At 41.5% G+C, this 24,728-nt stretch carries 18 protein-coding genes and 3 pseudogenes; 3 read left to right on the forward strand and 18 right to left on the reverse strand.

Annotation, left to right across the window (positions count from 1 at the left end; translation table 11 throughout):
• Nucleotides 1–501: 501 nt before the first annotated feature.
• The 7 genes and pseudogenes from JCM14108_RS05630 to ykzS form a co-directional block, all read right to left on the reverse strand.
• Nucleotides 502–2,562, reverse strand: coding sequence for an LTA synthase family protein (locus JCM14108_RS05630; RefSeq protein WP_169790403.1), 2,061 nt, complete (start codon nt 2,560–2,562; stop codon nt 502–504).
• Nucleotides 2,563–2,720: 158 nt separating this feature from the next.
• Nucleotides 2,721–3,761, reverse strand: a complete 1,041-nt coding sequence (locus tag JCM14108_RS05635) for a lysylphosphatidylglycerol synthase transmembrane domain-containing protein (RefSeq protein ID WP_035179097.1) — start codon at nt 3,759–3,761, stop codon at nt 2,721–2,723.
• A gap of 2 nt (nt 3,762–3,763) precedes the next feature.
• Nucleotides 3,764–4,786 carry a glycosyltransferase family 4 protein gene (locus tag JCM14108_RS05640; RefSeq protein WP_035179099.1) on the reverse strand — a complete coding sequence of 341 codons (1,023 nt, stop codon included), beginning with the start codon at nt 4,784–4,786 and terminating at the stop codon, nt 3,764–3,766.
• Nucleotides 4,787–4,806: 20 nt separating this feature from the next.
• A pseudogene (locus JCM14108_RS05645) lies at nt 4,807–5,993 on the reverse strand (glycosyltransferase family 4 protein).
• Nucleotides 5,994–6,222: 229 nt separating this feature from the next.
• A complete protein-coding gene (gene ptsP, locus JCM14108_RS05650; RefSeq protein WP_035179102.1) occupies nt 6,223–7,944 on the reverse strand; it encodes a phosphoenolpyruvate--protein phosphotransferase in 1,722 nt (573 codons plus the stop codon).
• A gap of 4 nt (nt 7,945–7,948) precedes the next feature.
• Nucleotides 7,949–8,215, reverse strand: a complete 267-nt coding sequence (locus tag JCM14108_RS05655) for a phosphocarrier protein HPr (protein ID WP_035179104.1) — start codon at nt 8,213–8,215, stop codon at nt 7,949–7,951.
• Between the two features lie 174 nt (nt 8,216–8,389).
• Nucleotides 8,390–8,605 (reverse strand): protein YkzS, encoded by a 216-nt coding sequence (gene ykzS, locus JCM14108_RS05660; protein ID WP_035179107.1) that lies wholly within the window; start codon nt 8,603–8,605, stop codon nt 8,390–8,392.
• 425 nt (nt 8,606–9,030) lie between these two features.
• Here ykzS and JCM14108_RS05665 point away from each other — a divergent pair, with 425 nt between their 5' ends.
• On the forward strand, nt 9,031–11,268 hold the full coding sequence (locus JCM14108_RS05665) for an ATP-dependent Clp protease ATP-binding subunit (RefSeq protein WP_035179109.1): 2,238 nt from the start codon (nt 9,031–9,033) through the stop codon (nt 11,266–11,268).
• Nucleotides 11,269–11,456: 188 nt separating this feature from the next.
• On the forward strand, nt 11,457–12,566 hold the full coding sequence (locus JCM14108_RS05670; protein ID WP_035179112.1) for a MucBP domain-containing protein: 1,110 nt from the start codon (nt 11,457–11,459) through the stop codon (nt 12,564–12,566).
• A gap of 122 nt (nt 12,567–12,688) precedes the next feature.
• On the opposite strand, the gene JCM14108_RS05675 is transcribed toward JCM14108_RS05670, so the two are convergent.
• The 9 genes and pseudogenes from JCM14108_RS05675 to recX all read right to left on the reverse strand — a co-directional run bounded on the left by JCM14108_RS05675 (nt 12,689) and on the right by recX (nt 22,007).
• The gene (locus JCM14108_RS05675; RefSeq protein WP_035179114.1) at nt 12,689–14,116 is read right to left on the reverse strand and encodes a C69 family dipeptidase; all 1,428 of its coding nucleotides are present in this window, start codon (nt 14,114–14,116) and stop codon (nt 12,689–12,691) included.
• Nucleotides 14,117–14,137: 21 nt separating this feature from the next.
• The gene (locus JCM14108_RS05680) at nt 14,138–15,712 is read right to left on the reverse strand and encodes a peptide chain release factor 3 (protein ID WP_035179116.1); all 1,575 of its coding nucleotides are present in this window, start codon (nt 15,710–15,712) and stop codon (nt 14,138–14,140) included.
• A 100-nt stretch (nt 15,713–15,812) separates the two neighbouring features.
• A pseudogene (locus JCM14108_RS16085) lies at nt 15,813–17,834 on the reverse strand (CDP-glycerol glycerophosphotransferase family protein).
• A gap of 13 nt (nt 17,835–17,847) precedes the next feature.
• A complete protein-coding gene (locus JCM14108_RS15170) occupies nt 17,848–18,018 on the reverse strand; it encodes a hypothetical protein (protein ID WP_237745728.1) in 171 nt (56 codons plus the stop codon).
• An 86-nt stretch (nt 18,019–18,104) separates the two neighbouring features.
• Nucleotides 18,105–18,698, reverse strand: coding sequence for a hypothetical protein (locus JCM14108_RS05695; RefSeq protein ID WP_237745729.1), 594 nt, complete (start codon nt 18,696–18,698; stop codon nt 18,105–18,107).
• A gap of 93 nt (nt 18,699–18,791) precedes the next feature.
• On the reverse strand, nt 18,792–19,202 hold the full coding sequence (tagD, locus tag JCM14108_RS05700; protein ID WP_035179120.1) for a glycerol-3-phosphate cytidylyltransferase: 411 nt from the start codon (nt 19,200–19,202) through the stop codon (nt 18,792–18,794).
• 108 nt (nt 19,203–19,310) lie between these two features.
• Nucleotides 19,311–20,390 carry an AI-2E family transporter gene (locus JCM14108_RS05705; protein ID WP_035179221.1) on the reverse strand — a complete coding sequence of 360 codons (1,080 nt, stop codon included), beginning with the start codon at nt 20,388–20,390 and terminating at the stop codon, nt 19,311–19,313.
• A 150-nt stretch (nt 20,391–20,540) separates the two neighbouring features.
• On the reverse strand, nt 20,541–21,092 hold the full coding sequence (ntdP, locus tag JCM14108_RS05710) for a nucleoside tri-diphosphate phosphatase (protein WP_035179123.1): 552 nt from the start codon (nt 21,090–21,092) through the stop codon (nt 20,541–20,543).
• A gap of 117 nt (nt 21,093–21,209) precedes the next feature.
• Nucleotides 21,210–22,007: a recombination regulator RecX gene (recX, locus tag JCM14108_RS05715; protein ID WP_035179126.1), complete on the reverse strand. Its 798-nt coding sequence runs from the start codon at nt 22,005–22,007 to the stop codon at nt 21,210–21,212.
• 97 nt (nt 22,008–22,104) lie between these two features.
• On the opposite strand from recX, the pseudogene JCM14108_RS05720 reads away from it, so the two are divergent.
• Nucleotides 22,105–22,559: pseudogene (locus JCM14108_RS05720) on the forward strand (flavodoxin).
• A gap of 63 nt (nt 22,560–22,622) precedes the next feature.
• Here JCM14108_RS05720 and JCM14108_RS05725 read toward each other — a convergent pair.
• Together JCM14108_RS05725 and wecB are read right to left on the reverse strand one after the other, a co-directional pair.
• Nucleotides 22,623–23,522 (reverse strand): YihY/virulence factor BrkB family protein, encoded by a 900-nt coding sequence (locus tag JCM14108_RS05725; protein ID WP_035179224.1) that lies wholly within the window; start codon nt 23,520–23,522, stop codon nt 22,623–22,625.
• 22 nt (nt 23,523–23,544) lie between these two features.
• Complete coding sequence (gene wecB / locus JCM14108_RS05730) at nt 23,545–24,663, reverse strand: non-hydrolyzing UDP-N-acetylglucosamine 2-epimerase (protein ID WP_035179129.1); 1,119 nt, start codon at nt 24,661–24,663, stop codon at nt 23,545–23,547.
• Nucleotides 24,664–24,728 lie beyond the last annotated feature (65 nt).

The following is a 24,728-nucleotide window of genomic DNA, read 5'->3' on the forward strand; positions in this document are numbered from 1 at the left end:
AAGTTGTCAGTGGCAATCCCTCGCTTTTGACAACTATTTAATATTACCACGCTGCTTTTGCGATGTCAACAACTTTTTTCAATCAACTAAATTGCTGAAAATCAAAACTTGGTAACTCACTGAAGCAGCATAGATAAATATACCGGATAACACCGCATTCGTCAACCCCTAAACCCAAAAAGTTTTTTGACAAAGTCCCCAAAACACTCGCCAATTTTCGTACTTTCTGGCCAATCACGAACATCAGACTATTTTATATAATTATCGTTCGCTTTAAAAGTGGTATAGCTGTTAAAAAGTCGTGATACCCAATTATTTGTTCACGTTTCAGTTAATAAAAAAAGAAGCCAATATCATTTTCTGATACCAGCCTCATAAAAGATCTGATGATAAACAGCCAACATACTTAGCTGTCAAATGCACTCAAATCATTTAAAATTTCGACAACTTCTGTGATTAAAAGAACCTAAACGGCGGTATAAAGCAACTCCTTTAAAAAGCTTATTTCAGCTCGGGAGCATCCGTTTTATATAGATCCATGGTCGACTTGCCGTCATTCTTATCCTCAATACTTGTTGGATGCACCTCATTAGCTTTCTTAAGGTTGGCAATCCCCTTAGTATACTGATAAGTAAAGTCCTTCTTATTAACTTTCTTGAAACCCTTAGGCGTGTAGAAACGCAATAAATCACCATAAATAACCCGATCAGAAAGGGATAGTTCCGTCGTTACATGGTTTTGAATTGAAGCAATTTCTTTCTTTTGACTAGTGTTGGGCGTGATTTCCTTCCCTGTCTTAGTTAAGTAAACGGAGCTGCCGACTTTCGTATATTTAGGTGTAACAAAGTCGCCGTCTCTAAACGCCACTCGCTGGTCATGTTGTTTAGATAACAGATCGGTTCCAAACTGAATCGTGTCATTATCTTTAATCCCCAATAAATGAAGCAACGTCGGCAAAACGTCAATTTCGCCGCCATACGTATGCCGAATGCCGCCTTTTAAGCCTGGCATGTGAATCATAAATGGTACTTTTTGAAATTGTGCCAAATCATAATTATTGATGCTCTTTTTATGCAGTAATTGTGCAATTGCCGGCCGATGATTATTAGAAATCCCGTAATGGTCACCATAAAGAACAATCATGCTGTTCTTATAAAGACCCACTTTCTTCAAATAACTCAAAAACTCGGCAAATGCCTGATCCAGATAATGCGCTGTCTGAACATACGGATCAACAGTTTTGTCCCCCGTTTTGGTAGCCGGGAAATCAGTATTCTGCTTATCAAGCAGGTATGGATAATGATTGGTAAGCGTAATCAGCTTGGCATAAAACGGTTGCGGTAATTGCTGGATATAGTTTGCCGCGTCTTTGAAAAAGATTTTATCTTTCATACCATAGCCAACGTTATATGACGGCTTGGTTTTGTAATACTGGGAACTGAAAAAGTACTGATAGCCCCATGATTTATAGGTACTGTCCCGATTCCAAAAGCTGGGAACATCCCCATGAAAGGCAGCTGTCGTGTATCCATGTTGATCCAGAATGGCCGGCGCAGCCTGGAAGGTGTTTTGGGCCCCATAAGTGACCATCGCGGAGCCCTGCGGCAAGCCGTAAAGCGAGTTTTCCAACATTATTTCAGCATCGGACGTCTTCCCCTGGGCAACTTGATGATAAAAATTATCGAAACTCAAGGTGTTTTGGTTTTTGTAAAAAGCATTCAAATGCGGGGTAACCGCTTTACCGTCAACCTTATAGTTAATCAGAAATTGCTGAAAACTTTCCAAATGGATGATAAACACATTTTTCCCCTTAGCTTTTCCAAAATACTGTGGATTGGCAGCCGCTCGATTATTTTTTAAGTACTTCAAAATCGAATCCATGTCACTGGCTTTGGCATGTGATCTGGTAGCCGACTCCTTATGTGTTTGATAGGCGTTAAAAGCCGCATACTCATTTAACCCCAGATATTTTACAATGTAGTTATTGTCAAACGTCCGAGTCAATAGTCCCGATCGGTCACTATTGGCAAGACCGTATTCACCAACCATCAAAATCAAAGCCAATCCTGAAATTAACGCAGCATAACGCTTTTTAAACGGTCGCGCATCAATTCGAATAACTTTAAAAGCCAACAATAAAATTAAAACAACGATGTCTAAAAAAACCAGGAAGTCCGAAAAATGAATAATTTCCATCAAACTTTTTCCCAAGTTGTTTTGGACATTGCCACTACCTTTTATAATTCCCATTGATAAAAAATCAGAAAATTCACGGTAATAAACGATATTAGCGAAGATCCAAATACTTTCAAGAAAATCGATAATCATCATCAACCAATAGGATAATCGGCCACTAAAATACAGCGCGATCCCGACTGTTAAAAGAGCTGCCGGAATTGGATTAACTGCCAACAGAAACTGTTGCATGCCACCCTTTGCGCCAAGCGTAAACTTTGTTTGATAGATAATATACGTTTTGATACAAAACAATACCACAACCAGAAGAAAGAAACCCAATCTGGTATTAAAGAAATTTAATAGTCGTGATTTCTTTGTAGACATTATGCTTGTTCCTCCAAAATTTCTTACAGTCGTTATTCAGCCGACTGAATATGATATCTCCTGGGGCCTGCCTATCCAGTCCTCAAAAATAAAGCTATTTTGAACCATACCCAAGCCGCCTTCGCTTCCAAAACTTAATCAGGAAAGTTTAAGTGAACTTAATTTTTCTTTTGAATTTTCTTGTGTGAATCGTTAACTTTGTCGGGTTTAATCAGCAGTGCCGCCGCACCAACAATCATCCCAAAATAATACGTTAAAAGCCGCCATAAAATCATTGCCAATACCAATTTACTGTTACTGGAAATGTAACTTTGAAACAACGATTCAAAACTGAATTCTGCACCACCGGAGCCGCCTGGGATTGGAAAGAGTGAAATGATCATGACAATCATAATATGCAGGCTGGTAACCATAAAGACGTTAACATTATAGTAACCAAACGCCAGCATAATGAAGTAGGGAATTAGGTAGTAAAAGCTCAGCTGAACCAGCGTTAACAGGACAACCTTGAACATCAGCTTCGGTTGTCGGCCAATTCGAATACTTTCTTCATACAAATTATCAATTTTTTCGTACAAAGTCGTTCGCATTTGGTAGTATTTCTCATCCTTGACAAACCATTTTACAGGATGAAACAAAATTTTAGTAACCTTCTTGGTAAACGCCGGCCAATACATCACCATTAGTAGTCCGACAATAACAAAAAAGTGAATCAGAAAACCAAAGAGGACAAACAACGATAGGTAATGCATCTTAGTAGCTACATAATGAAATCCGATAATCAGACTAATAAAAAAATTGACAACGATCATGGCTTGATAAACCACAAACTTCATCAACAAAACCGAGCTGGCCCGGCCGCCGTCAATCCCAGTCTGCAGCATAACAACCAACTGGCCCGGCTGCCCACCGGAAGAAAACGGGGTAATGCCATTAAACAGCTGCTCTACCAATGGGACTCGAAGCGCGTCTTTAAACGTAAACGAGGTCACCCGGTTGGACACAAGCACCTTCGTGATAACCGCTTCAACCAAGAGGTACATACAAATACAGCCAAATGACACGAGCAGCCACAACGGATCCAAGGTAAAGAAATCATGAATCAGAACACGCAACTTGACATCCCGCATTGAATAACCAATGATTAAAATGCCTATTAGCACCATCAGTATGAAAGTAAATTTATTTTTCCGTGACATGCTTAACCTTTCTCAGCCTGTTGATTATAAAAATCATGCCAAATTTGCGCCAAATGACTTTCCGAATACCGTTGGCTGGCGGCTGCCGCCTTTTTAGTCAGCTCCGATAACGCAGCCGGATTCAAAAGCAGAGCCTGGAGCTCTTCATTCATTTCATCGACATTGGCAGCCTTTAGATAATATCCCTTAATAATCGACTCATAAAGGTCCAAATTGCGAAGCATCACTGGTGTATGGGTTGAAAAAGCTTCGAGCACAGACATCGGAAACAGCTCATTATACGAAGGCAACAAGAACAAATCAGCCATGTTATAATAATCAACCATTTTTTTACGATCAATAATTCCAGGAAATGCCAAGTTATTAGGTGGATCCTTCACTATTTTTTCAAGCTCGGGATATCCCTCAGTCATTTTTCCAAACGAAAAGCCGCCGGTCCAAATGAACTGAAGCTGCGGGTTTCTTTTTGCCAATTCCACGAAGTCCAACACCCCTTTGCGGGTTTGAATCTGGCCGCTTCCCAAGATGGTAAACTTATCCGGGTCATACCCCCGCTTTTCCCGCAACCGTCGTTTAGTTGCGTCATCAGCAGGATGAAACTCCTCGCGATTAACAAAATTTGGAATGTAGGTAATGGCATCATGCTTAATGCCGTATTTTTCCAATTTCGGAATAAAGGACGGGTTAACAACTACCAAATGATCCATTCGTTTATAAAACGCAATGACATACCAATAAACCAATCCCTTAATTGGCTGCGGAATTTTTAAACTGCCTTCCAGTGTTTCGGGCAGAAAATGGACATAGCCGATTTTTCGCCCCCGCTTTTTGAAAAAGGTTGATGCAAAAAAAGTCGGATTAATCGTGTGATAATGACTAATATCTGAACGGGAGTAGTCATTAATTTTAATATCAAATTCCTCTGGAAAATATTTTTTTAACATATTTATCAATTCAGAGTAGGCACTTCCCACACCCTGGCCCTTAACTTTCGTAGCCGTTGAGAACATATTGATTTTAAGCATATAAACTCCTTTAAAAACAATTATTCAATATTTGTAGCGGTCGGATCACCCTGCAGCTGTTGTTCAACCGTGACACTATGGTAAAAATCCACAACCCGTTTTGCAAACGTTTCAGCAGAAATTTCTTTGAGCTTCTGATCTAAAATCTTTTTGGCCTGCGGGCTGTTATTATCCACCGGATTTATTAGATACCGGGCAACTGTTTCGACAAACGCATCAGCGTCTTGAACGTTTTTCCAAGTGACGGATTGTTCAACAGGCCGTCCGTATAATCACTGGCGGTTACAACCACTGGTAGGCCGGCTGCCATTGCCTCAATATAAGTTAATCCCTGGGATTCAGAATTAGACGTCGAAACGAACACATCGGCCGCCTGATAAAATGCGTTTACGTGATCATTATTGACCTCACCCGTAAAAATAACGTGATCCGCCACGCCAAGCGAATCTACCTGATTAATCAAATCTTCTTTGGCAGGCCCATCACCGACAATCATTAAAACGCCATCTGGAACCTGTTTCAAAATTGAAGGCAGCAGGTTAATCATCTCGGAAATATTCTTTTCATAAGCTAATCTACTGATAGATAACATCATCGGCGTTTTCTCGGAAAGATGATATTTTTTTCGGATGTCAACGTGTGTAGCTGTTGCATACATACCAATATCCACACCAGTAGGAATAATTCGCATTTGACACTTAACACCATATTCCGTTAATTTATCAAGCACTCTGTCGGAAGGTGCAATAACGCCAGCCAAATGGTAGCAAAATGCCAATGTACCTTCTTTAACGTGCACCGGTTTTAGCAGCTTACCGTTCGCAACATAGTGTAAATAATCTTCATACATCGTGTGATACGTATGAACACAAGGAATGTTTAAATTCTTGGCAACAAATTTGCCAATCATGCCCATTGAAAATTCCGTTTGCGTATGGACAATATCCAAATTCAACTCCTTGGCAATTTCATATGCCTGGAATAACCCCCGGACAGCAATTCGCCGATCCGTAAACGAAATGAACGGAATGCTGGAAAAGCGAAAAATATTTCGTTCATATGTATCCTTATCAACATGGGGGTCCGTTGTCGTAAAAATATAAACCTGATTTTCCTGGCGTTCCAACTCGTTTTTAAGTGTCTTAATTGAAGTGGCAACACCACTAACTTGGGGGAAATAAGTGTCTGTAAAGATACCAATATTCATGAACAGCCCCTCCTTTCTAAAGGAAACATCAACTTTCTAAACGCTACCCATCAATTTAATCTTAGATGCACTTTGCCGGACCGAAAGCTTCCCACCGCCAGTCTGACAATCATTGTAATTATATTTGTTTAAACCCGTGAATGCAAACAATCAATGTTAACAAAACAAGCTGTCAAACGGCATCCGTTAGCCATTGACAGCTTGTTTTTAAGTTATTTATAAGTATCTCTCACGGCTTTTCAAGCGCCTGATGAACATACTTCAAAACCTGCTGGCTGGTGCTGGCCAAACTGACTGTTTTATTGGCCAACGTCACCATCTCTCTTGAATCAAGCTCCTTAATTAGTGCTCTTGACTTCAAAATTGAAGTGGCACTCATTGAAAACTCGTTAAGACCCATCCCGACTAAAATCGGAATTGCCTTTTGGTCACCGGCCATTTCACCACACATATAAGCAGGCGTCCCATTATCATGGCAGGCATCGATAACTGACTTAATCAGCCTCAAAACAGCTGGATTATAAGGCTGGTACAAGTATGAAATTCGCCGGTTGCCACGGTCAGCAGCCATCACATACTGAATCAAGTCATTGGTGCCAATACTCATAAAATCAACCACGTTTGCGAATTGATCCGCCAATAATGCTGCCGCTGGCACTTCAACCATTATGCCAAGTTTGATATTGCCCACGGGGATATCTTTGGCGACTAATTTTGTCCGTTCATCCTCAAAGATTCGTTTGGCGTGTTTAAACTCCGTCACCGTGGCGATCATTGGAAACATAATCGATAAGTTTCCGAAAGCAGAAGCTCGAATTAACGCCCGAAGTTGCGTTCGAAAAACGTCCGGCTGATCCAAACTCATTCGAATTGCCCGATAGCCTAAAAACGGATTTGCTTCATGCGGTGTATGCAGATATGGTAGATCTTTATCGCCACCAATATCAGCTGTTCTGAAAATAACCGGCTTTCCAGCCATTTTCTGAACAACCGTTTTATAAACGTTAAATTGCGCCTCTTCCGATGGAAGTTTATCAGAATCCATATACAAAAATTCAGTCCGGAAAAGACCAATTCCTTCGGCACCATTGTCAATGGCTGCTTGTAAATCATCTAAAGTGCCAATATTAGCCGCGATAATCGGATGCTTGCCATCTGAAGAAGTTGTCGCAGCGTTTCTAAAGGCTCCTAACTGTTCATTTCGCTGCTGATATTGGCGCTGCTTCTCATGATATGCCTGTCTTTCATCGGCCGTTGGCTTAACGATGACATTACCAGTTAAGCCGTCAACAATGACCGGGTCGCCGTCCTTTATGTCTGCTAACGATCCTTGAAAACCGACAACCGCCGGAATTTCCATTGTCCTGGACATAATTGCTGAATGAGACGTCCGACCGCCCATATCAGAAACAATCCCTTTAACATAATTAGGAACAAATTGCGCCGTGTCACTTGGTGTTAAATCATGGGCAATAATAATTACTTGATGATCAATTAAAGCCGGATCACTCAGCGGAACACCTAACAAATGGCTGAGTACCCGCTTCATAACATCCTTGATATCAGTTGACCGCTGCTTTAAGTAATCATTATCGGTCATTGAATTAAAGATCTGAATATAACTGTCCGATACATTTTTTAACGCGTATTCTGCATTGACATGTCGCGTCTCAATCATCGTTTTAATTCGTTTCAGCAGTTCCGGATCCGACAAAATCGCAATATGTGCTTTAAAGACCTCAGCTTCATGTCTACCGAGGTCTTTAAGAGTTCTTTGTTGGATTGTACGAAGTTCCTGCTTGGAAACTTCAATTGCCTGATTCAAACGCGCAATTTCCGCATCTGAATCCTTAATCGTTTCTTTATTAAAACTCAGATCAGGTTCAGTCAACCGAAATGCAGATGCAATCGCAATTCCATCACTTGCGGCGATCCCCTTAAACTTTGTCATGAATTTAGTCAGTCAATCCTTCTGATTTCATAGTTTCGGTAATGGCATCCAATGCTTCTTTTTCATCGTCACCATCCGCAGTAATAGTAACTGACGCACTTTGGCCGACCCCAAGTGACATAACACCCATAATTGACTTCAAATTAACAGACTTTTCTTGATATTCAAGTGTAATATCCGAATTAAATTTGCTGGCTGTTTGAACCAATAAGGTTGCTGGGCGTGCATGAATCCCGGTTTCTGCAGTGATGTTGTACTGACGTTTTTCCATTTCAATCATTCTCCTCTGGTCATATTATAAGAAGGCAGGCAGACTATTTAATGCTATAACAAATGAGAAATCACTCACTGTCTGACTTACTTTCTAAAATTATTCCTTACTCATCTAAGAATAGCAATATATAAGCGAAAATACAAGCTTTACATGAACCGCTTACACCATTTTTTAAGATTTTTGATTTTGTTCATCGTGTTCAAAAATATAGGTTATCACACCACCTTGGCCAGCCGTGCCAATAATCCGTTTTCGCTTATCATAATTCATGTAAGCCGTTTGAAAAGCCATAAATGCTTCGGGCTGAACCACAATTTTTTTAATTTCACCAGTTTCAAGCTGCTTTAACTGTTTTTCAAAATCAAAGCCCTTTGTGTTGTCAGTCAAACGTGAATCCTCTTTTCAATAAAATTTAATTACTCATCAATGTTAGAAAAATTTATCGGCTACACCGATCAAATAACCGCCGAAACCGAATTAAGCGCTTTGCTTTACTTAATTCTAACATAAGTGGTACTTTGATATTGTAACGCAACTTGGAAATTTCTCAATCTATCAACCAAGCCTATCGGATAGGTCAAAGTGTTAGACAACAGCTCAATGGCTAAGGGCATCGCTTTTTAGGACACTTTAAAAACAACGGGAAACCGTTGCTGGAGACTTAACCAACCGGTTGATTACTTTGAGTTCAATTACTTGATTCAAATTGCGCTTGTTGTATAATCATAGTCAAAGGTCAAAGTTGGTCAGTACCTAATTCGTACATTATTTTGTCCTTTTACTTTCTATTTACAAAAGGAGGAAAGCAATTAATGCTATGCCAGAATTGCCATAAGAATCCAGCAACCATTCATCTTTACACAAACGTGAATGGTCAGAAGCAAACTATTAATCTTTGTCAAAATTGCTATCAACTCCTCTCTAACAAACAACGCAACACAGGAGGTGCTCAAGATATGGCTCAAGATCCATTCGGTTTTGGTGGTTTGGATGATATTTTCCGAGCAATGCAAGGCGGAAATATGAATCCAAATCCACAACAAATTCCACCAACCCAACCCCAAGGGCCCGGTGGAAATGGCCGTGGTAACGGCAGCCGTCAAGGCGGCAACAGTCTACTCGGCCAATATGGGATTAACATGACACAAATGGCCAAAGACGGCAAAATTGATCCGGTTATCGGCCGTGACAATGAAATCCAGCGGGTCATTGAAATCCTCAATCGACGAACAAAGAACAATCCTGTTCTGATTGGTGAAGCCGGTGTTGGGAAAACAGCCGTTGTGGAAGGACTTGCTCAGGAAATTGTTTCCGGCAACGTTCCTGCCAAACTTCAAAACAAACAAATTATCAGACTTGATGTTGTTTCACTTGTTCAGGGGACCGGAATCCGTGGTCAATTCGAACAAAGAATGCAGCAATTGATTAAAGAAGTTCAGGATAATCCGGACATCATTCTCTTCATTGATGAAATTCATGAGATTGTGGGCGCCGGTAATGCTGAAGGCGGCATGGATGCAGGTAATGTTTTGAAGCCTGCGCTTGCCCGTGGCGAATTTCAATTAATTGGTGCCACAACTTTGAAAGAATATCGGGATATTGAAAAAGATTCCGCTCTGGCTCGACGTCTTCAACCAGTTACGGTTGATGAGCCGTCACCTGAAGAAGCCGTTAAAATCCTCAAGGGTATTCAAAAGCGTTATGAAGACTATCATCACGTTAAATACACTGATGATGCCATCAAAGCTGCTGTTAAGCTTTCGGATCGTTACATTCAAGATCGATTCCTGCCTGACAAGGCGATTGACCTTCTGGATGAGGCCGGTTCAAGAAAGAATTTAACAATTAACGCGGTTGATCCAAGAACCGTTCAAGAAAAGATTCAAAATGCCGAAAAGCAAAAGCAGGCTGCTTTGCAAAGTGAGGACTACGAGAAAGCTGCCTACTATCGTGATCAGGTAAACAAACTTGAAAAAAATGCCAAATCAGATAGTCTTGACGCGGCAGATACGCCAAAGGTCACTTCTAAAGATATGGAAAAAATTGTCGAAGAAAAGACCGAAATCCCGGTTGGCGAACTTCAAGCCAAAGAACAAACCCAACTCAAGAATCTGGGGCCCAACCTTGAAAAACACGTCATCGGTCAAAATGAGGCTGTCGAAAAGGTGGCTCGAGCCATTCGTCGTAATCGAGTCGGCTTTAACGGTACCGGCCGACCAATTGGTTCCTTCCTGTTTGTCGGTCCAACCGGAGTTGGTAAGACTGAATTAGCCAAGCAATTGGCCCGTGAACTCTTTGGTTCCAAGGACGCCATGATTCGGTTTGATATGTCTGAGTACATGGAGCCGCATTCAGTCGCTAAATTAATCGGGTCACCTCCCGGCTATGTTGGTTACGAGGAAGCCGGTCAACTAACTGAACAAGTTCGTCGTCATCCATATAGTTTGATTCTACTGGATGAAGTTGAAAAGGCCCATCCTGATGTCCTGCATATGTTCCTGCAAATTCTTGACGATGGTCGATTAACCGACAGTCAGGGACGAACCGTTTCATTCAAGGATACCATCATCATCATGACCAGTAACGCCGGCCAAGGGAATGCAGAAGCCAACGTTGGCTTTGGGGCCGCCGCATCCGGCAAGACGCATTCAATTATTGATAGACTTACCGACTACTTCAAACCGGAACTTCTAAACCGATTTGACGACATTGTTGAATTCAATCCACTAAGCAAGCCGGATCTTCAAAAGATTGTTGGGTTAATGATCGATGAAGTTAATGGCATGCTCGCTTCTCAAGGATTGTTCATTAATGTCACTGACAAGGCAAAGGCCAAGTTGGTCGATCTGGGTTATAACCCACAAATGGGCGCTCGACCGCTCCGACGCGTTATTCAAGAACAAATTGAAGATAAAGTTGCCGACTACTACTTGGATCACGAAGGTGCTGCAAGATTAACTGCTGACGTTAATAATGATGGTAATATCACCATTTCCACCGATGACAGCCATCAAGCAGACGCCTCAACGACTTCTGAGCAGACAAAGTAATTTAGATTACCTTTAAATTAAAGCACGCGGGAAAATTTTCCGCGTGCTTTTTTCTTGGGCAAGAAACGGCTAACCTTGCCGAAAACCAATCCAGGATTACAAAAATCTCTTAAAAGTTTTTTTCAAAGTTATGCCACCCCGGCCGGTATGCTATAATTTTCTTTAGAATGTTTGATGGGGGCAATTTGATGACTTTCTTTAATTGGCTACAAAAACACTTACAAACAATTACACCGTCAATTCGGCCAAGTCAGCGAAAAAGACGCGGGCGGCATTTTGACTACCATCATCGCAAGCGGCAGTTTTTAGAAACCAATCGGACTGCCCCACTTCACCCCGATGAAACCGCGACAAGCATTTCAAAAAAAGATAAATCAGACCCGGAACCGGCTAAAATTGTTGACCCCTCGCCACTTGACAATCAGCATCAAGCTCAGGTTATCTTTAGTTACTTGGATGAAGCCGAAATTCCAATTGCTAAATCCGACATTTTTCACGGCATCGTAGGTGACAAAATTCAGTTTAAAATTCCCAGCTTTGCTGATTACTACTTAACGGCAATTGATAATTTCACTTATCAATTTGAAGCAACCAACCAAACCGTCACTTTTCGATTTGCCTTGAAAAACGGTCTCCCCGTCATGATCTATTGCTTGGATACAGATACCGGTCAGATTTTAAGATCTGTTCAGATATTAACGGGAAAGCTTGGCCATCAATACCGACTAACAGCCCCAGAAATTAAGGGCTTTCGCGTCATCAGCAGTACCGGAGCAACCTATGGCCAATTTGACCGCCAAACCCATGGCGTCATCTTTGCCTATCGCCGGAAAAATTGGGAGACCGTCCAACCAGTTGAATACTTCGTAAAGCTGAAAAATGCCCACGAAGTTTTCAATAATCCGCAAGGACAGACATTAAAAACCGGCCTACCGGCAAACATTATTATTAAGGTCTTTGCCAGAATTGACCTGGCTGATAAATCCAGCTGGTTAAACATCGGCGGCTTTGAATGGATCCGCAATACTCATCTCGAGCCAAGCAACCCGCCGCTTCATCATTTAATCGAACAAATCACTAAAACTTCTCGAAATCCGGCCCGATTAGCCGGCACAATTAATTTTGTACCCCATAAGGCAATTGCGATTTTTAATAAGCCCTATGGCAAAAAAACCGGCGCTTTGATGCACGGCAGCCGGGTTTCAATCACCGCAACCATTGTTGATGACCAAAACCTAATTTGGTATGAATTAGCTGATGCCGGGGTAGTTCCGAAAGCATATGTCACCGTTGATTAAAATCAAAATAAAACGGGATTGCGGCAAAAAATAATTTTGCCCAATCCCGTTTGTTTATTTAATCTCGATTATTGCTGAGCGGCAACGGCCGCCAAAAGGCAACTTTCTGCCCCAAGCTTACATTAAAGGTTTTTATCCATATTAAACGTTAAGTTTGAAAGTGTTAAGCCCTTTTCAAATAGTTGATGAATCATTTGTTCAGTCGCTATTCTCATCATTTTGACAACTTGATGATTTTGCTCCGTCAAATAATTTGTCAATTCTTTTCCGGTAAGCCCATTTGCCTCGTCAATTGTTGCCTGAACATGTCGGCGTAATTTTTCCTTCACATCGGTCAGAAAGTCGATATCATCCTGAATAAATTCAGAATAGTGTGATTCAACCAAGACGGACAATTTTCGATACATCCAATAAGCGCTCTTATCATCGCAGTGAAGGGGCGTTTTCTCATAGCTTTCATCAGTATCATTAGCATTGCCAAAGAATGGCACGTAAGGAGAAAAGGCTGGCACCCCAAAGTTCAACCACATAATTGCCGCACAATCGTTTGCTACGTCATTACGAATTTGCAGAACGTGCGAATTTTGCGTTCGATTCATCGAAATCGGCCTAAAAAGGGTCTTGGTTGCTTCATTGCCCTTCCCCAACGGATCATATTCCGTTTCATTGTAATGAGAACTTAAAATATATTCAACGTCCTCAACACTAATCTTCTTATCCGTTCTGCAGATAAACGGCAAATCCGAAGAAGTTGGCGATTGCTTGATTTCCGGATTTAAATACCGCTGACCAAACCATACCCGCGGCGTATTATAGTGCCGATCCTTTTCGTTATCGGTTCCAAAAATCCGCCGAAAGTTAAAGCCCGTTTTACTGGTATTTAAATGATACTTGGCAACAAATTCCTGAATACCATCAGAATACATAAAATTATCGGGGTCATCAAAGTCAACTTGTTGAATAGCAACTTGGTTGGCTGTAATGGCATAGGCGTCATCAGGAATTCTTTGCGCGACCCAGTGATGGCCGGTAACAATTTCCATGTACCAGACTTCATCCCGATCACTGAACAAAACGCCGTTGCCCTCTGGTGAGCCATACTGCTTGATTAAATTACCAAGATATGAAACCCCTTCCCGGGCAGAATTAATATACGGCAAAACCATCGATTGGAGTGAATCCTCCGCCAGGCCATCCGCAACCAATGGATCAAAAGCCAAGGCACGTTCGTTGCCGTACACGCTTTCAGTGGCACTCATCGCAACATTTTTTTCGTTAAAACCACTTTCAGCATAAACCCCTTCTTTAGCAACGTCAGCGTTCGGCGTTAAAGAATACCGATAACCCTTTTCAGGAAGTGGCGCGGTAAAACCGTTTTGATTAGATTTCCACGTCTCGTGACGATCCGAAACAGCCGGCTCAATATAGAATCGTTGCGGTGTCAGCGGCAGAAAGGTATCGTCATTTCTGGCAATCATCGTTGAACCGTCAATCGATGCTTTTTTACCGACCAATACTGATGTACAAGCTGACAAATGCTTCAAAGCCATAAAAAATCTCTTCTTTCAAAATTATAATTTAGCAGTTAACGTAACGTCCGGATATTTTTGCTTAAACCAGCGCATCGCAAATTCATTTTCAAATAAGAACAACGGCTGACCAGCCCGATCCTTAACCAAAAGATTTCGTGAGGAGGACATCTTTTCATCAAGTTGATCCGGTTCAACCCAACGGGCAATCTTATGCCCCATCGGTTCCATATTGACATCCGAATTATACTCATTTTTCATTCTGAATTGGAAAACTTCAAATTGCAGTTGACCAACCGCACCTAAAATGTAATCGTTTGTCGTATAAGACATGTATAATTGAACGGCGCCTTCCTGGACCAACTGATTAATCCCCTTATGAAATGATTTTTGCTTCATCACGTTTTTAGCAGAAACCCGAACAAATAATTCTGGGGTAAACTGCGGCAGTTTTTCAAATTCAACCGGTTTTTTACCGGTGTAAATTGTATCCCCAATTTGGAAATTACCGGTATCATAAAGCCCGATAATGTCGCCAGCAACGGCCGTCTTGACGTTTTCCCGGGTATTTGCCATGAATTCGGTTACGTTGGATAACCGCAACTTTTTCTGGGTACGATACAGATTTACGTCCATTCCTTTTTCAAATTCACCCGAACAAATCCGCACAAAGGCAATTCGATCACGGTGATTTGGATTCATGTTCGCCTGAATTTTAAATACAAACCCGGAAAACTGATTTTCATCAGGTTCAACCACATCACCGGATTGGGTTTTGTGAGCACTCGGTGCCGGTGCGTACTTCAAATAGGCATCGAAGAATGTTTTAACCCCAAAGTTGACTAAGGCAGAGCCAAAGAAAACCGGCGTCAAATCACCTGTCGCAATTTTGGCCTCATCAAATTGATTTCCGGCCATATCCAATAAATCAATGCTATCGCGGGTTTCTTTAAACTGATCGTCTTCTGCCAGTTTCGGATCGTCAATCGGATTATTATCGTCATCCAGCTTAACCATCCGACTTTTTTGCGCGTGCGTGTATAACTCAACTCGATGATTATACCGATCAAAAATACCTTCAAGTGTTTTTCCCATTCCAATCGGCCAATTCATCGGATAAGCTTGAACGCCCAAAACGGTTTCCAATTCATCAATTAAATCCATCGGATCACGGCCGTCCCGATCCAGTTTATTCATAAATGTAAAAATCGGGATTCCCCGCATCTTACAAATCTGAAACAGCTTTTTTGTTTGGGGCTCAATTCCTTTAGCCGAATCAATTACCATAACGGCCGAATCCACGGCCATCAAAGTCCGATAAGTATCCTCGGAGAAATCCGCATGCCCCGGCGTATCCAAAATATTGATCCGTTTGCCGCCATAATCAAATTGCATCACGGAACTGGTTACAGAAATCCCCCGCTTTTGCTCAATTTCCATCCAATCTGATTTGGCAAAATTCCCCGTCTTTCGAGCTTTGACGGTCCCAGCCTGTCTAACAACGCCACCGAAAAGCAACAGCTGCTCGGTAATCGTCGTTTTACCGGCATCCGGATGGGAAATGATCGCAAACGTTCTTCGAGTACTGTCCCTTGTCTGTAAGTCTTGATTACTCATGTTTACTTCCTTTCAAACGCAAAATAACTAACTAAGTTTAACATATTCACACAGCAAAAAGCCACCAACCGACTGATTGGCAGCTTGGCTTGGGCCTGAATCAAACACCGCTCTCAATTTGATGCATAACGTAGTTAACCACTTTCAACGAACTTAACCCATCATTAATCGCACAGAAACGATTATAGAAATTCATAAATCGCTGATTGGCACTCATATCCGAATGCTCAAGTGCATGGTGAATTTCAGCCAGTAATTCTTTAGAATTATGGGCAATCTTTCCCGGTAAATCACGTTCATAGTTTAAATAAAAGCCCCGTAACTCTTCTTTATACAAATGGTAATCATACGGATAAAACAAAATGGGCCGCTTCAAATAGGCGTAATCGAAAAAGACGGACGAGTAATCGGTAATCAATAGATCGGAAACCAGATATAAATCACTAATATTTGGATAGTTTGAAAAATCATAGACAAAATCAGAATAATCAGAAATATCAAGCGCATTGGAGATCAAGTAATGCATCCTTAAAATTAAAACAGTATCATCGCCGAAGGACTTGCGAAAATCATCCAACCAAATGGCAGTTCAAACGTATACTTTCCCTTTTCCGCGAATTGATTATCCCGATAAGTTGGCGCGTACATGACCACTTTCTTATCCAAAGGAATCCCCAATTTATTTTTAATTTCCGTAATTTCATCAGGTTGGGTATTGATTAATTCATCGTTTCTGGGATAACCGATTTTAAGAATCTGGTTATTGAACCCAAAAGCCGACCTAAAAATCTGAGTTGAATAATCATTGGGTGAAACCAGGGCGTCCCAACGGTTAGCTCCCGAACAAAGTTCTTATGATATTTGGCAGTCGTGGTCCCCGGCATCGACACGTTTTCGATATCCAAGCCTAATTTCTTAAGCGGGGTACCGTGCCAGGTTTGAATATAGGTAACGTAATTCGGTTTCTTGACCCACGACGGAAAGCGGGCATTACTGATCCAGAACTGGGATTTTTCCAGCAGCCGAACCCACTTTGACGTGCGTCGAATCACATAAGCAATCTGATTTTCTTTACAAAAAGCCTTTTGCGAACGATCAATTGACCAAACCATCCGAATACCGGGATACAGCGTTTGAAACAACCGATAAATGGCATATGGGCTGTCACTGACCTGACGGCCGCCAAAGCTTTCAAAAATAATGGTCGTGTTTTCATAAGGCGAATGACCTGCTTTAAACAGGAACCGCATTCTGGCCAAATTTAATTTATCCTGGACCATCCGACAAACGTCAAGCACCCCATGGGCTTTACCACCAGCAGCAATTAATTTCTGAGGCAGCGACGCACCCTTAAACTCTTTTACCAAAATACCGTTGTCAAACCGTTTTTCAATCGTAATGACCCGATTTCCCGGTAAGTCAGCTTCAATGGACTGCCCGCTTAACGACTTGGAAATAATCAGTCGCTGAACAATTTCCCGCTCATGAAGTTCATATCTGATAAACAATTCTCCAACAGAGTCTTGTGGGATATCGGTCAGCGGAATGCCAACTTTAAACATGCCCTTAAACATTGTTTGAGAAACCGGATAGTCTAACTTACCATCGGTTGTTCGATTTTGTAGAATAATCCGTTGATTCTTAATCGGTGTGCCGTTAATTTTATTATAACCCGTAATTTCCAAGCCCGTATCCGTCAAGTTAATGGAATTGATCATAAAATCCTGATCAGACTGGTGCGTCCGAATATTAAACAGTGCCATCCCAGCGGCATCGCTATTAAACTGATAGTAACTGGTTAATTCCAGTTGATGACGATCACTTAAGTACTCACTTTCGACTTGAACCACATTTTTAAAATCAGCCGCATTATCGATTAAAAAATCTGCCATTCAAATTCCGTTTGATCAGCTGATTCAAAATGGAACTCCTGGGCATCGATTTTTACCCGTACAATATTATGGTTCAACACCTTCGTGATGGGCTTCATCATCGATGCCAAACTGTTTTTTTCCACGAACAGCATATAAGCATGTTCTAGTGAACTGGCAACGTCTAATAATTCAAATTCCAGAACTTGAAGCCCTTTTTTTTGATGGACTCCCGATAAGATTGCTCGCAATGTTGATTTCCCCTTAATAATTAAAGATTTGCTTTCCTGGTAAATACTTGGAAGCATCAATCACGTTATCGATATCCAAGTAAACTCGAGCACTATCCGTATTTAAATTCAGCAATACCTGATGATAAAAAGCGTTGATATCATTATAACGATGATAATCACTATACGATGTCGCCTTTGTCACCACCGATTCACCTTTAGTTTCATAATGCGTTAGCGGATCTTCTTTTTTATTACCGGAAATTTCCGACAAGCTGCTTGGAACCGGAATTAGTGATGTTTTGGCAACGCATAGTGAATCTTTTGCTCAATCACGTAATTGCTAAAGCGAAAGACCAGTTCAGAGTTGGCATTCAACAACAGACTTTCCGTCACCAAATCATCGCTGCATCGCTCAATGCCATACAAATGATCCTGTTGATTATAATTATTAATCTGAATAATCCGACTATTTTTATCAAACAAGATTGTATGTAACCGAACCTGATTTTTGCCGTAAAGTGTTTCCGCAACAATATTGCCGTCATGATCAACGTACCTGACCACTTTATCGTGACCGGCATGTGATTCATAAGGTGTCAAAGCTGTCAGCTCCACCTTCAGATAATCTGTATCCGTTAACCGAACACCTGAACGATCGGCATAAACATCGCCCAAGGTAATCACATTGACCCCCTGCTGAAGATGCTCCCGATTTCTGATCATCTCAAACTCGCGTTGGGCTTGCCAAACTTCATCAAAGTTGGTCATCGCAAATAAAATTGCCACTTCATAGTGGTCATTCAACAATGTCAGCAGTTGCTGCAAAAAAGTCGGCTTTCGAATACCTTGAATTGTTGTTACCAAGAAAATTGCCCGTCTCATTATTTTCCTCCTAGCCCTTTACAAATCATAATAAAAGGGGGCTGGTGCAAAACACCCAGTTTTGCGAACAGCCTCTCTTTAGTCCGGTAACACTTAGGCCTGCCAATCCTTTGAATCGGTCAAGCCCAAATCTTCCTTAATTTTGGTAGTTGAAATACCTTCTGTTCTCGGCAAATAAACAACTTCACAGTAATCCTTCAAAAAATCAAATTTACCTTTCCAGTCGTCGCCCATTACAAATACATCGATGTTTCGTTCCTGCACATCGTGGATTTTTTGATCCCAATTGGTCTCCGGAATCACTTCATCCACATATTTAATTGCTTCTAAAATGTATTTTCGATCTTCATAGGACGTGTATGCTTTTTTACCCTTTTCAGCATTAAACTCATCAGAAGATAAGCACACAGTTAGATGATCACCAAGGGCTTTGGCCCGCTTTAACAATCTAACGTGACCCTTATGCAGCAAGTCAAATGTCCCGTAAGTAATTACTTTTTTCATAAAATCTCCTACTATCTGTTACTAGAAATTAAAATAAACACAACTTAAATAGTAGCATAACCAGATTCAACGTCAACATGAATTAAGAATTATTAAAAATAATTAACGTTAATCCAGCTGGTAGATATTATACAAGTGAATCAAAATGACCTTTACAATCGCGTAAAGCGGGATCGCCAAAATCATTCCCATTAAGCCGGCAATATTTCCGGCAGCCAGCAAAATAATGATAATTGTCAACGGATGAATTTGCAGTGACTTTCCAATAACATTCGGATAAACCAGATTACCGTCGATCTGCTGAACAATAACGACAATAATAACGTTGTAAACCATGCTCAGCCAGCCACCGTGGGAAAAGGACACCATTAAAGCCGGGGCAATTCCGATATATGGACCGATGTAGGGAATGACATTACAGATACCGGCAATTACGCCAAGCAGCAGGGCATATGGCAGTCCAATAATTAAATAACCAATGGCCGTGAAAGTCCCGACAAATAAACACTCAATCATTTGACCGGAGATATATTTTGAAATCGTTTTATTCATTGCAGACAGCAAATCCATTGTCTGCTCGCGATGCTTTTCAGGAAGTAATGCTTTGATGTTGGGGGCTAACCGGTCCCCATCTTTTAACATGTAAAAAAGAACGACCGGAACCGTAACAGCGATAATCACCGCATTGGCGGCTGCTGAAATAATACCGCCAATTCCGCTGGTTAACCCATTAAAAAAGCTGTTGGCGTAATCAGTAATATTAGTTGTGAATTTTTTTGACAATTGCGTAAAATCAATTTTCTTTAACAGCTGCTGGGAATTCATTTCCTTTAACGTTTTTTCAAGCAGTTGCCGGCCATCATTAATAGCACCAGGAACGTTGTTGGCCAAGGTCATCAATTGATTCAACACTTTGGGAATAAAAACGGTTGCCAACAGCACAATAATGCCGATCAGCAATAAAAAGACCAACGTTACCGCCCAGGTACGGGAAAGCCGCTTTTTTCCCAACGGAATTCTGGTCAACAAGCTGACAATCGGATTCAACATGTAGTAAAGAATCCCTGCCAGTAAAACCGGAATAAAGATGGTCGAGAAAAAAATTGCAATCGGCGAAAACATAAAACTAATTTGTGTACAGCCCCAAATGATCCCAACAACAATTAAAATTTCAAGGGACCAAAACATCAGCGAGGAGCTTCTCAATTTTTTTAGCAATAGCAGTGTCCCCCTAACAGATTCAACTTAATTACGTCAATTGTATCATGGAAACCGATTATGAAAAAACAGCCGTTAAGCAAATTAAGCTTTGCCAAACGACCGTTATTCAAGTGACTCTCATTTACGTTGGCGGGATAGTTCCAAGTAGCGCTCATACCAGATTGCAATAAAATCCTTTGAAAACGGACCTTTTTCGTTGTCAATCCAATCAACAATCATCCGAACGTTTTTTTTCAGGATATGGTCGATCTCCGGCCCATAATCCCAGCGTTTGCTGAAAGCCAGATATTCATCGACATCCAACAGCTTTCGCCTGCCGTCCGGAAAAACTTTAACGTCTAAGTCGTAATCAATGTATTTCAAGGCTTCTTTGTCTAAAACATACGGGGAAGCTAAATTGCAATAATAGGCAATGCCGTCATCCCTAATCATCGCGACAACGTTAAACCAATAATGTTTATGAAAATAAACCAAAGCGGGTTCTCTGGTCACCCAATGACGACCGTCATCTTCAGTGACCAAAGTGTGATTATTACATCCAATAAGTGAATTTTCGCTATTCTTTAATACCATCGTATCTCGCCAAATCCGATGCAAGCTGCCATCATGTTTGTAGCTTTGAATCGCAATGAAGTCACCCTCCTTTGGCATCTTTTGTCCACGTGGCATTATGGTACCCACTTTCTGAATAAGCTATCAGCTACGATTGTTACCAATCCAATGGTAATTATATCAGAATGGCCGGCTTTTTCCGAATGAAATAAATAACAACCATTATCCAAATTGCTATTCATCCAAATTAGACAGTGCTGTCTCAATATCTGCCATTGTAAACCCCTTACGAAAAAGCGCCTGTTTTGTTTTTTGGATTCGCTGATAATTTTCAAGCCCGCGATACTTTCGCCAATACTTCTCGGCCGCTTGACGAATAATTTCACGGTCATGATCGGCCAATGGCGTCATATCAACCCGTTCCATGATATCGCCGATCAGCTCAAAGCCAAAGCCGCGGCGAACCAACATTTCTTTTATTTTATTAATTGCCATCTTTTGAGATTCCCGTTGATAATGCTTCATCTGTGATTCAGCTACCCGCACACCAATTTCAATCACCTGTGATTCAGGAAAATAGTCAGCCAGAGCCGCCTCGATTAATGATTGGTCAATCTTTTTTTCGAGTAGCTTTTGATGAATCCAGCCGGGGCCGTTTTTCCTTTGGCGAACAATCGTCCGCACGTAACTATCTGCGTACTTCCGATCGTTTATCAGCTGCTGATCCTTTAATTGATCAATCACCTCGTCAATTGCCTCGTCATCATCCGTTAACGTCTGCAGTTTGGTTCTCACTTCAGCTTCCGTTCTTAAATTATGAGCCAGGTAATTTAACGCCCGTGTATGTAATTTTGAGAGGTTATCAGCAGTTTTTAGGGTCTCAATCAACTGTTTATCAAGTTCCATCCCCTTAAACAGCCGATACTTAATAAAGACTGCCTCACTAATTGGGAAAGCATATTGGCCGTCTACATAAACATTGAATCGTCCCTTCCGTTTTTGGGCTTGGATTTTGGTAATTTTTTGAGTCATGCAACCACTCCCTTCACTACAAATCTGTCAGATTAAATTCACATTACCGAATGGATTTGCTATACTGAAATCAAATTAGAATAGAGGAATGACTAATATGATAACTGCTCACGTTGTTTATGCCACCATTACCGGCAACAATGAAGACATTGCCGATATTGTCACGGAATACTTTGAGGATGCCGGTGTTAAGGTAACCGAAACTGAAATTTCCCAAACCGATCCATCCGTTTTTGAAGATGTTGATATTTGTGTCGTTTGTCCTTATACATACGATGAAGCGCACTGCCGGAAGAAGGACTGGATTTTTACGATGACTTGGCCGATGAAGATTTAAAGGGCAAGGTCTTTGGGGTTGCCGGTTCTGGTGATACTTTTTACGAAGAATACTATAACGTTTCCGTTGACAAATTTGAAGAAACGTTTAAAAAGACGGGTGCTACCCAAGGTGCCGACAGCGTTAAAATCAATTTGGAACCGGACGAAGACGATATTAAAAAGCTTGATGCTTTCGCCGAAAAGCTTATTGAAAAGGCAAAAAACGGCCAATAAATCAATCAACTATCTTAAACAGTTTCAGGCAGCTTTACTGCTTGAAACTGTTTTTTATTCGACTTATCGTTTACGGTGCCTTTTTGCCCGCCTTAAAACCGAGTCAATGGCATCCGGCTGCTCCTGAATACTGCCCATTTTCAACTCTTGAATAGTTGCGTTAATCACGCCGCCTAAAAGCATAATCAGACCGGAAAAATCCAGCCAAAACATCAGGACAATAAACGTCCCGATCGTCTTATAAGCATCAATTCGATGAGCAAAAAAAGTAACATAAATCGAAAAGGCCTGTGCCAATACCAACAATCCGACCGTCGTGAATAAGGCCCCAACCCATACATACTTAAACTTCACTCTTGCAGTGGGGACAATATAAAACAAGATACATAGTAACAGCCAGATTAATAAAATGGTGGTCGGCCATTTGGCAGTTGAAACAAGGTTGATAATCGATGTTGGTATGTGAAGCAACGGCGAGAGCCAATTAAAAATAAACTGACTCAGCGCAAACGCAACCATCACCGCAACTACAACCACAATCAACAGCAGCATCCACAAAAAGGACAGCAGCCGATTGGCAATGGCCGTTTGGTTTTCTGCTACGCCGTAAGCTTTATTAATACTGCGCTGAAAAGCCGCGATTGCCCGGCTGGCAGACCAGATTGTCACAATCAGTCCAATTGAAAGCTGACTGGTACCGCCGCTTTTTAAGGTGGAATCAATGACCGGTTCAAGCGTCGTATAAATTTTATCAGGGAAAATCGGCCTGGCATAAAGCATAATCTCTCCTGTATGAATATGAAACAGGTTTAAAATACTGCCGCCGATAAATAAAATCGGAAAAATTGACAACAGCGAATAAAATGCCAATACGGCCGCGGAATCGGAAACATCCCCCTGTGAATAACGACCAACCAGGATTTGAATAAACTGTTTAATTTTTAGAAAAACTGATTTAATCATTATTCGCCCAACCTTATCAACATTATTTATTCGAAAAATAGTCAACTATTGCTTTCAAAATTCTTTCAGAAGCTTTTCCATCACCGTACGGGTTTTTGGCAGTTGCCATCTGCCGATATTCATCCGCATCATCCAATAGTTGATTCATATTTTGAGCCACCGTCTCAGGATTGGTCCCAACCAACCGCAGTGTCCCCGCTTTGATTCCCTCGGGCCGCTCAGTCGTCTCCCGAAGAACCAAAACCGGTTTCCCAAGTGACGGTGCTTCTTCCTGAACGCCACCGGAGTCAGTCATAATAAAATAACTTCTAGCGGCCAGATTATGAAAATCCAAAACGTCAAGCGGCGCAATTAAATGAACCTGCGGGTTACCATCAAATATTTCATGGGCCACCTTCTGGACGGCTGGGCTGAGATGAACCGGGTAGACAACTTCCACGTCGGGGTGGGCCTTTAAAACCTTTGTAATCGCTTCAAATGTCCGTTTCATTGGCGCACCCTGGTTCTCGCGTCGGTGCATTGTCAGCAGAATCATTTTTGAAGTCGATTTCAACTCCTCTAGGACGGTATGCTGATAGTCTGTGGAAACCGTCTGTTTAAGCGCGTCGATTGCGGTATTTCCCGTTACAAAAATATTAGCTGCCGGATGATTCTCTTTAAGTAAATTATGCCGACTTAATTCGGTGGGCGCAAAATATAAGTCTGCCAAAACATCAGTTAATTGCCGATTCATTTCCTCCGGGTAGGGCGACCATTTATGCCAAGTTCGAAGGCCGGCTTCAACATGGCCAATCGCAACCTGATGATAAAAAGCGCTCACGCCGGCAGCAAACGTCGTCGTGGTGTCGCCATGAACCAAAATAACGTCCGGCTTTTCCTGTTCAACAACCGGATCCAGTAATGTTAAAACCCGGGTGGTAATATCGCTTAATGTCTGTCCCTTTTTCATAATATTCAAATCATGATCCGGTTTGATATGAAAAACGGCCAACACTTGGTCAAGCATTTCCCGATGTTGCGCTGTCACCACCGTCACCGGTAAAAAGCGCTCCGGTTGCTGCTGCATCATTAAAATAATCGGTGCCATCTTAATTGCTTCGGGCCGGGTTCCAAAAATGGTCATAACTTTTATAGGTTTCATTTCAATTCTCCTTTGACAAGTGCTTTCATTATAACAAACCTGGTTGGTTCGAAAAGTCGTTTCAA

This window comes from Lentilactobacillus farraginis DSM 18382 = JCM 14108, assembly GCF_000583655.1.
Taxonomy (GTDB): Bacteria; Bacillota; Bacilli; order Lactobacillales; family Lactobacillaceae; genus Lentilactobacillus; species Lentilactobacillus farraginis.